The organism is Sphaerotilus sp., assembly GCF_041083715.1.
Lineage (GTDB): Bacteria > Pseudomonadota > Gammaproteobacteria > Burkholderiales > Burkholderiaceae_C > Sphaerotilus.
In genome coordinates this window covers 1-3,828 of the sequence record NZ_JBFPGY010000062.1, presented here as the reverse complement: position 1 = coordinate 3,828, position 3,828 = coordinate 1, and the positions used below count along the sequence as shown (strand labels likewise).

Annotated in this window: 6 protein-coding genes; 3 read left to right on the top strand and 3 right to left on the bottom strand. The window is 68.0% G+C overall.

Annotated elements, in window-relative coordinates:
- From AB3X43_RS02960 to AB3X43_RS02950, 3 genes are all read left to right on the top strand, one after another.
- A partial coding sequence (locus AB3X43_RS02960) for an FCD domain-containing protein (RefSeq protein WP_369428396.1) occupies positions 1-369 on the top strand: 369 nt, incomplete at its 5' end.
- 48 nt (positions 370-417) lie between these two features.
- Positions 418-990 (top strand): TMEM175 family protein, encoded by a 573-nt coding sequence (locus AB3X43_RS02955; RefSeq protein ID WP_369428395.1) that lies wholly within the window; start codon positions 418-420, stop codon positions 988-990.
- A 51-nt stretch (positions 991-1,041) separates the two neighbouring features.
- A complete protein-coding gene (locus AB3X43_RS02950; protein ID WP_369428394.1) occupies positions 1,042-1,431 on the top strand; it encodes an MAPEG family protein in 390 nt (129 codons plus the stop codon).
- A gap of 39 nt (positions 1,432-1,470) precedes the next feature.
- On the opposite strand, the gene mgrA is transcribed toward AB3X43_RS02950, so the two are convergent.
- From mgrA to AB3X43_RS02935, 3 genes are all read right to left on the bottom strand, one after another.
- A complete protein-coding gene (gene mgrA, locus AB3X43_RS02945; RefSeq protein WP_369428393.1) occupies positions 1,471-2,511 on the bottom strand; it encodes an L-glyceraldehyde 3-phosphate reductase in 1,041 nt (346 codons plus the stop codon).
- 117 nt (positions 2,512-2,628) lie between these two features.
- On the bottom strand, positions 2,629-3,177 hold the full coding sequence (locus tag AB3X43_RS02940) for a phasin family protein (protein WP_369428392.1): 549 nt from the start codon (positions 3,175-3,177) through the stop codon (positions 2,629-2,631).
- Between the two features lie 120 nt (positions 3,178-3,297).
- A partial coding sequence (locus AB3X43_RS02935) for a 3'-5' exonuclease (RefSeq protein WP_369428391.1) occupies positions 3,298-3,828 on the bottom strand: 531 nt, incomplete at its 5' end.

The window sequence follows — 3,828 nt, the reverse complement described above, 5'->3', positions numbered from 1 at the left end:
GCCTGGGAACTCGGCCTTGTCGCCGCCTTCGATGGCCTGAGTGCGGCCGAGCGCACGCCCGAAAGCCTGCGCTCGGGCGACTGGGAGCACGCCAACCGCGGCTTCCACGAGGCGCTCATCGCCGGCCACGGCTCGCCCTGGAGCCGCTACCTGCTCGGCATCCTCTACCGCCACGCCGAGCGTTACCGCTACATCGCGCTGCGCGTGGCCGCGGCGACCGACGCCGGTCCGCCGCGCGACGTGCACCGCGAGCACGAGGACCTGTTCCGCGCGGCGATCGGCCGCCAGGAGGCCCGCGCGGCGCTGGCGCTGGAGGTGCATGTGCGCAACACCTGCGAGGTGCTGAAGAAGGCCGGGCTCGGCATGTGAGGCCGGGTAGGATGCCGTTTTCCACCAGCATGGCAGACGGGGTGCGGCATGGGCAAGAACCGGCTCGAAGCCTTCAGCGACGGCGTGATCGCCATCCTCATCACCATCATGGTGCTGGAGCTGAAGGTGCCCCACGGCGACCGGCTCGACACGCTCGGCCCGCTGATCCCGGTGTTCCTCGGCTATGTGCTGAGCTTCGTGTACGTCGGCATCTACTGGAACAACCACCACCACCTGCTGCACACGCTGCACAAGGTCACCGGCCCGATCCTCTGGGCCAACCTGCATCTGCTGTTCTGGCTGTCGCTGATCCCGTTCACCACCGGCTGGATGGGCGAGAACCACTTCACCGCGGTGCCGTGTGCGCTCTACGGCGTGGTGATGCTGATGTGTGCAATCGCCTACTGGCTGCTGCAGCAGGCCATCATGGCCGCGCAGGGGGCCGACTCGCTGCTGCGCCGCGCGGTCGGGCGCGACTGGAAGGGCAATGCGTCGCCGCTGGCCTATCTGGCCGCGATCCCGCTGTCGTTCTGGTCGCCGGTGCTGGCGACGTCGCTGTATGTGCTGGTGGCCCTGGTCTGGCTGGTGCCGGACCGGCGGATCGAGCATGTGCTGGACTAGGCGTGCCGGCGTAGTACGCTGCAGCGTTCCTCTCCACCCGCAGGATTCCCCATGCCCTGGATCGACCTCGTCACCTTCCTCGCTCTTGTCCAGTACCTCGTCTTCGGGGGGCTGGTCGGCAGCGCCCGCGGGCGCTACGGCGTCAAGGCGCCTGCCACCACCGGCAACGAGCTGTTCGAGCGCCACTACCGGGTGCAGATGAACACGCTGGAGTTGCTGGTGGTGTTCGTGCCAGCGCTGTGGATGGCGGCGAAATACTGGTCGCCGGCCGCGGTGGCCGCCGTGGGCGCGCTCTACCTGATCGGGCGCGTGGTCTACCAGCGTGCCTACACGCGCGCGCCGTCGCAGCGCTCGCTGGGCTTCGCGCTCAGCATCGGGCCGGTGGTGGTGCTGCTGGTCGCTGCGCTCGCGGGGGGGGCGCGCACCGCGCTGGCGGGGTGATCCTGCCTGCCGCTCGGGGCTGCCTCTGAAGCAGGCGCATCAGGCCCAGTCGCTGCTCGGCGCGCGCCACAGATCGACGCCGCCCTCGCTGGCGTGGCTGTCGATCTCGGCGAGTTCCTCGACGGTGAAGGCCAGGTTCCGCAGTGCGGCGACGTTCTCGCGGATCTGCGCCACGCTGCTGGCGCCGATCAGCGTCGTCGTCACCCGTGGATCGCGCAGCATCCAGGCCAGCGCCATCTGCGCCAGCGACTGGCCGCGCCGCTGCGCGATGGCGTTCAGCGCCCGGACCTTGGCGAGGTTGGCTTCCGACAAGTGGTCACGCGACAGCGAGCCGCCACCGGGGCGGTTGATGCGGGCGTCTGCGGGGATGCCGTTCAGGTACTTGTCCGACAGCAGCCCCTGCGCCAGTGCCGTGAAGGTGATGCAGCCCATGCCTTCCGCGGCCAGTGTGTCGAGCAGGCCGCGCTCGATCAGCCGGTTCAGCAGGTTGTAGCTGGGCTGGTGGATCAGCAGCGGCACCTTGTGCTCGCGCAGCAGCCGGGCCATCTCGGCCGTCTTGCCGGGCGAGTACGACGAGATGCCCACGTACAGCGCCTTGCCCTGCTGCACGGCGGTTGCCAGCGCACCGGCAGTTTCCTCCAGCGGCGTCTCGGCGTCGAAGCGGTGCGAGTAGAAGATGTCGACGTAGTCGGTGCCGAGGCGCTTCAGGCTCTGGTCCAGGCTCGCCAGCACGTACTTGCGCGAACCGCCGCCTTGTCCGTAGGGACCGGGCCACATGTCCCAGCCGGCCTTGCTGGAGAGGACCAGCTCGTCGCGGTAGGGCTTCAGGTCCTCGCGCAGCAGGCGGCCGAAATTCGTCTCGGCGCTGCCGTAGGGCGGGCCGTAGTTGTTGGCGAGGTCGAAGTGGGTGATGCCGAGGTCGAAGGCGGTGGTCACCATCTCGCGCTGCAGGCTGATCGGCGTGGTGTCGCCGAAGTTGTGCCACAGGCCGAGCGACAGGGCGGGCAGCTTCAGGCCACTGCGCCCGCACAGGCGGTAAGGCATCGATTCATAGCGGTTGGGGGCAGCAGTCCAGGACATGGATCGGTCTCCGTTGATCGATCCGGGAGTGTGCGCCCAAACAAAAAAAGCCCGACCGAGGTCGGGCTTGAACGATACCTGCGAGCAGGCACCGAGGAGACAAACGGTCTGAGCGGATCAGGCGCGGCGCTTGGTCGCGGCCTTGGTCGCCTTCTCGGCGGTTTCACCGAGGTTCTTCAGATTGGTTTCGGCCAGGCTGGTGGCTTGCTGGGCGGCCTTCTGCACGTTTTCGAACGCGGTCGAGGCATTGGTCATGGCGGTCTTGACCATGGCCATGGCGGCTTCGCTGCCTTGCGGTGCGTTCTTGGTGGCTTCTTCGACCAGCGTGCTGAACTGGGTCTTGGCGGCAGCCAGCTGGGCTTCGGCCATCTTCTTCACTTCGGCTTGCGTCGAGGTGGCGATGTCATAGACCTGGCGGCCATAGGCCATGGCCTTTTCCTGCGCCGGCTTCAGGAAGTCCTGTTGCAGGGCGGCCAGCTCTTGCGGGCCCTTGACGGCCAGCACGGCCTTGGCCTGCTCGGCGGTCTGCTCCAGCGATTCGCGGGCGGCCTGCATGTTCAGCTCGACCAGCTTCTCGATGCTGGCGAAGGCCTTCTGGGTCAGCTCGACCAGCGAGTCCAAGTTGGCTTTGTTCGCGGCGGCCAGTTGTTCGGTGTTGATCGTCATGGTGTAGCTCCAGAAGTGTTGAACATGTTTTGCTGCACTGCAGCATGGAATGGAGTATAGGGCGATCGCGTCAGGATGCAAGTAATTTGCTGCGATGCAGCAAAGATTGGGGCACAAGCTCTAGGCGGTGGCTGCCAGCGGCTCCGCGGTGCCCGACAGCGCCAGTTGCACACGCTCGACGATCGGTGAAGCGCCGCATGCCGAGAGCACCAGCGTCCGCGTGGCCCGTGTCATCGCCACATAGAGCAGCCGTGCCGCGTCGTCCAGCGATTCGCCGCGCCATGGCAGTGCCTGCAGCCCTGCGACCAGCACGAGCGCGAACTCCAGGCCCTTCGCACTGTGCAGCGTCAGCAGCCGGATGCGGGGCTGCTGCCAGTCGAAGCGCAGAAAACCCGCTGCCCCCATCGACTCCACCGGCCAGCCGCGCCGCTGCAGTGCCTGCGCGATCGGCGCGAGCTGCGCCCGGGTGCGGCACAGCACGGCCATGTCGCTCCACGCCACACCGCGCGCGCGCGCCGCGCCGATGTGCTCGGCCATCTGCTCGGCTTCGTCTGCGGGGTCCCGGGCGAGCACCAGCACGGGTTGCGGGCCGTGGCGGCCGGAGGTGGCGGGGGTGACGGTCTGCACCTCGTCGTCAGGGCGCAGCCGCGC